4 protein-coding genes and 1 pseudogene are annotated in these 5,037 nt (G+C 71.8%); 2 read left to right on the top strand and 3 right to left on the bottom strand.

Annotation, left to right across the window (positions count from 1 at the left end; translation table 11 throughout):
* Positions 1-278: 278 nt before the first annotated feature.
* Entirely contained in the window at positions 279-695 is a 417-nt protein-coding gene (locus H5J30_RS17190) for an SCO2097 family morphological protein (RefSeq protein ID WP_181788304.1), read from the bottom strand.
* Positions 696-923: 228 nt separating this feature from the next.
* Positions 924-1,259 (bottom strand): annotated as a pseudogene (locus H5J30_RS17185) (SAM-dependent methyltransferase); the annotation flags it as partial.
* A 50-nt stretch (positions 1,260-1,309) separates the two neighbouring features.
* Between H5J30_RS17185 and H5J30_RS17180 the strand changes: the two are divergent.
* Positions 1,310-2,278 carry an acetaldehyde dehydrogenase (acetylating) gene (locus tag H5J30_RS17180; RefSeq protein ID WP_181788303.1) on the top strand — a complete coding sequence of 323 codons (969 nt, stop codon included), beginning with the start codon at positions 1,310-1,312 and terminating at the stop codon, positions 2,276-2,278.
* Positions 2,275-3,297 (top strand): 4-hydroxy-2-oxovalerate aldolase, encoded by a 1,023-nt coding sequence (dmpG, locus tag H5J30_RS17175; RefSeq protein WP_181788302.1) that lies wholly within the window; start codon positions 2,275-2,277, stop codon positions 3,295-3,297. The genes H5J30_RS17180 and dmpG overlap by 4 nt, the downstream gene beginning before the upstream one ends.
* Before the next feature lie 53 nt (positions 3,298-3,350).
* Here dmpG and H5J30_RS17170 read toward each other — a convergent pair.
* Positions 3,351-5,037 (bottom strand): alpha-L-fucosidase (locus tag H5J30_RS17170; protein ID WP_181788301.1); only part of this gene is annotated, 1,687 nt, incomplete at its 5' end.

The raw sequence follows: 5,037 nt of genomic DNA, 5'->3' as shown, positions 1-5,037 counted from the left end.
GGGGCGTGCGGCCGGTTGCCCGGCTGTGCAGGGCCCGCGGCGCACGGGCTTGTCTGTGGGGCGGTGCCGGGAGCGGGAGCACGTCCTCGCCCGGCACCGACACTTTCGGCCGCCCGTGCTGCTCATCCCCGGGCTGCGGGCGCACCCCCGCCCCCGTCCCCTCGCTTGCGCTTGCGGCCGCCGGTCCTCGTCCCGGGTCCGGACCGGAGGTCACCCGCGTGCAGAGAGCTCCCGCGGGCCGGGCCCGGGGAGCTCTGCACGGTGAGGGGCCTGGTGGCCTAGCGTCCCTCGTCGCGGCGGCGCTGCCACCGCTCTTCGATCCTGTTCATCATGGAACGGCGCTGCCGGGTCCTGCGACGCTGCTGACCGCCCTGAGGGGCCGCGGCATCGCCCGGCTGCTGTTGCTGCTGCTGTTCGCCCGGGTTCGCAGTCCTGCGCCAACCAGTGACGGCGAGCACCGCACATCCCAGCATGACGAGGAAGCCCACCACGCTGACCCAGATCTGCTGCGCGACCATACCGGCCATCAGGAGCGCGATACCCACCAGGAAACCGGCTACCGACTGATACACCCGACGGCGGGTGTACGTGCGCAGCCTGCTTCCCTCAAGCGCTGTCGCAAACTTGGGATCTTCTGCGTACAGCGCTCGCTCCATCTGCTCGAGCATGCGCTGCTCGTGCTCCGAGAGCGGCACGGAGTCCTCCTACTCGTCGGTCGCTTGGGGGCGACCGGGACGCGGCACCTCCAGGATAGGCAGGTATGCGCCCCCGTGAAACCCGCCCCTCTGCGCCAAATCCGCCGATCCGCGGCGCGGATCTGGGCCTGCCCGCCGTAGCAGGCCCTGACTCAGATCATACGGCGCGCCGGGGCCGAACGGGTGGCCTGTGGCCTACTGCACCTTTGCCCGCGCGCGGACCGGTTATCACTTCCGGCCGCCCAGAACATGAAGCTGCGCCGCCACGTGCTGGAACGCCGGCGACTCCGCCGCCGCCCGCTCCAGCTCCAGCAGCGCGTCGAGCGCGCCCGGCTCGGACTCGGCGAGACCGTCCGGCACCAGGTCGGAGAAGGTCCGTACGCCCTGTACGGCCCGCACGTCCACGCCGGCGGCGGCGACCAGCCGGGTCAGCTCCTCCGGGGTGAACCGGCGCGGCACCGGGTCCGCCTCGCCCCAGCGGCCGTCTCCGCCCGTGAGCGCCCGGTGGGCGGAGGAGAAGTGCCCGGCGAGCGCGCGGGCCAGCACGGCGCCGCCGAAACCCGCATCTCCGGCCTCGGCTCGGCGCGGGTCACCTTCGGGAAGGAAGAGACACGATGAGCGACACCGCTTCCGGTGGCACGTCCGGCCGTGCGAAGGTCGCCGTCATCGGCTCCGGCAACATCGGCACGGACCTCATGATCAAGGTGCTCCGGCTCTCCGGCACCCTGGAGATGGCCGCCATGGCGGGCATCGACCCCGCCTCCGACGGCCTGGCCCGCGCCCGCCGCCTCGGCGTGGCGACCACGCACGACGGGGTGGACGGGCTGCTGGAGCTGGACGAGTTCGCGGACGTGGCGATCGTCTTCGACGCCACCTCGGCGGGCGCCCACCGCCGGCACGACGAGGTGCTGCGGGCCGCCGGCCGCCGGGTGATCGACCTGACGCCGGCCGCCCTCGGCCCGTACGTCGTACCGCCGGTGAACCTCGACGCGCACCTGGACGCGCCCAACGTCAACATGGTCACCTGCGGCGGCCAGGCAACCGTCCCGGTCGTCGCCGCCGTCAGCCGGGTCACCCCGGTGCACTACGCCGAGATCGTCGCCTCCATCGCCTCCCGCTCCGCGGGACCGGGCACCCGGGCCAACATCGACGAGTTCACCGAGACCACCGCCGCCGCGCTGGCGCAGGTGGGAGGCGCGGCGCGGGGCAAGGCGATCATCGTGCTGAACCCGGCGGAGCCCCCGCTGATCATGCGCGACACCGTGTACTGCCTGGTCGGCCCGTGCGACGAGGGCGCGGTCGCGGACTCCGTGGCGGAGATGGTCGCCTCGGTGCAGGCGTACGTGCCGGGCTACCGGCTCAAGCAGCGCGTCCAGTTCGACCGGGTGGCGGCGGACGACCCCCTGCGCGCGCTGGCGCCGGACACCGCGGAAGCCCTGCGGGTCTCGGTCTTCCTGGAGGTCGAAGGCGCCGCCCACTACCTGCCGTCGTACGCCGGGAACCTCGACATCATGACCTCCGCCGCGCTGCGCACCGCGGAGCGCATGGCCGCAGTCCGAACCGCGAAGGTGAGCACCCCGTGACCGAGACCCCCGGATCCACCGCGCTGTACGTCCAGGACGTGACCCTGCGGGACGGCATGCACGCCCTGCGGCACCGCTACACCGTCGAGCAGGCCCGCACCATCGCCGCCGCGCTGGACGCCGCGGGCGTCGGCGCCATCGAGATCGCCCACGGCGACGGCCTGTCCGGCTCCAGCATCACGTACGGCATCGGCGCCCACACCGACTGGGAGTGGATAGAGGCCGTCACCGACGCCGCCCGCACGGCGATCCCCACCACCCTGCTGCTGCCGGGCATCGGTACCCTCGCGGACCTCCGCCTCGCCCACCGCCTCGGCATCCGCTCGGTGCGCATCGCGACCCACTGCACCGAGGCGGACATCTCGGCCCAGCACATCTCGGCGGCCCGCGAACTGGGCATGGACGTGGCGGGCTTCCTGATGATGTCCCACATGGCCGAACCGGCGGAGCTGGCCCGGCAGGCGAAGCTGATGGAGTCGTACGGCGCCCACTGCGTGTACGTCACCGACTCCGGCTGCCGACTGACGATGGACGGCGTACGCGCCCGCTTCCAGGCGTACCGCGAGGCCCTCGACCCCGCCACGGAACTCGGCATCCACGCCCACCACAACCTGGCCCTCGGCGTCGCCAACACCGTCGTCGCCGTCGAAAGCGGCGCGGTCCGCGTGGACGCCTCCCTGGCCGGCCAGGGCGCGGGCGCGGGCAACTGCCCGCTGGAGGCGTTCGTCGCGGTCGCGGACCTGATGGGCTGGCAGCACGGCTGCGACCTGTTCCCGCTGATGGACACCGCCGACGACGTGGTCCGCCCCTTGCAGGACCGCGAGGTCCGGGTCGACCGGGAGACCCTGACCCTGGGCTACGCGGGCGTGTACTCCAGCTTCCTCCGCCACGCGGAGGCAGCGGCGTCCCGCTACGGCCTGGACACGCGCACGATCCTGGTGGAGGTGGGCCGCAGAGGCATGGTCGGCGGCCAGGAAGACATGATCACCGACATAGCCCTCGACCTGGCGGGTGCGTAGGCGGAGGAGACGCCCCGCCGCGGGGGCGGGGCGTCTCGGGTTCTGGTCGGGGGTCAGTTCGGGTTGAGTTGTTGGCGGGGGATTATCTGCTGGGGTTGGCCGGGGCTGGACCAGAGCAGTTTCATGTGGGCGTCGCCCGTCTGTTCCGCGTACTCGACCTTGATGGCGTGGTGCGTGCCCGCCTTCAGGGCGACCTCGGCCTTGTCGACGGTCACGTTGTGCGGGGTCCAGTTGTCGATGACCAGCTCGCCGTCGATCCAGAGCCGTACGTTGTCGTCCGAGACCGTGGTCAGGGTGTACGTCTCGGAGCGGCGCGGTTCGACGGTGCCCGTCCAGCGGATGCCGAAGCCGTCGGCCGGGATGTCCGCCGCCGGTGAGCCGGTGTACTTCCAGGAGTGGTTGACGGCCGGGTCCGTGCGGGTGGCCTTCGGCGGGCCGGACAGTTCGGGGTTGTCGAAGATCTCCTGTTTCAGGCCCGTGCCGCTGCCCGGTGCGGCCGTCGGGCCGGGGTCGACGGTCAGTTCGATGACGGTGGCGGCGTCGTTGGTGGCGGTGCCGGCGGGGGTGAGGTCGAAGCCGTCGGCCGTCTTCGCGGCGGTCACCTCCTGATCGGAGCCGAGTACGCGGGCCGACTTCACTTCGATGTCCGTACGGGCCTTGAGGTGCAGGGAGTCGCCGGCCGCGGGCCAGGCGGTGACGGCCGCGTAGAGCTTGTCGCCCTTGCGGCTGACGGTGCCCCAGCCGGGCTGTTCGACGAGTCCGCCGAACCCCGCGCCGTAGACGGCGTCGCCCTGGCCCGCGGTGCGCAGCCAGTCGCCCATCTCCCCGAGCCGCTGGACGGAAGGCGCGGGAATGCGGCCGCGGGCGTCCGGGCCGACGTTGAGCAGGTAGTTGCCGCTGCGGGAGGCGGTGGAGAGCAGGTTGCGTACCAGCGAGGCGCCGGACTTCCAGTTCTCGTCGTAACGGGCGTACCCCCAGTGGCCGTTGAGGGTCATGCACGACTCCCACAGCTGGCCGTCGACCGGCGCGCCGGGGATCTCCTGCTCCGGGGTGCCGTAGTCGCCGTCGGTCACGCGGCGCTTGCCGACGCGGTTGTTGACGACGAGGTCCGGGTCGAGCCCGCGCAGGTACGTCTCCAGGCGCTCGCCGTCCTGTGCGGTCCAGGGGTTGTTCGGCCGGTCCGTCTCCCACTCGCCGTCGAACCAGAGCAGGGCCGGGTCGTACTTCGTGACCAGCTCCTTGAGCTGGGCGTACATGCGCTTCTCGTAGCGCGGGAAGGTGGCCGGGTCGGCGAAGTCCGGGTCGTGCCAGTCCCAGATCGAGTAGTAGAAGCCGAGCTTGATGCCCGCCTTCTTCGCCGCCGTCTTCAGCTCGGCCATGATGTCCCGGCGCTTGTCGAAGGCCGAGTGGTCCCGCAGGTTCCACGAGTTGACCTTCGTCGGCCACATCGCGTAGCCGTCGTGGTGCTTCGAGGTGATGACGATGTACCGCATCCCGGCGTCCTTGGCCGCGCCGACGACGGCCTCGGCGTCGAAGTCCGCGGGGTCGAACGTCGCGGCCTGCTTCTCGTACGCCTCGTTCGGGATGTCGCACTGCCGCTTGATCCACTCGGCGTCGCGGCAGACGGTGCCGTCGGGGCGGGTGTACTCGCCTTCCAGGTTGGAGTACGCGCCGAAGTGGATGAACATCCCGAACCGGTCCTGCCGGAACCAGCTCGTACGGTCGGACGCGAACGGGTCG

The organism is Streptomyces phytophilus (assembly GCF_013870535.1).
Taxonomy (GTDB): domain Bacteria; phylum Actinomycetota; class Actinomycetes; order Streptomycetales; family Streptomycetaceae; genus Streptomyces; species Streptomyces phytophilus.
The sequence above is the reverse complement of the archived record's forward strand: the minus strand, read 5'-3'. Positions and strand labels throughout refer to the sequence as shown.

Bases quoted from the DNA above. Each gene is read 5' to 3' on its own strand.
- H5J30_RS17180 (WP_181788303.1), top strand. From the start codon at position 1,310: ATGAGCGACACCGCTTCCGGTGGCACGTCCGGCCGTGCGAAGGTCGCC.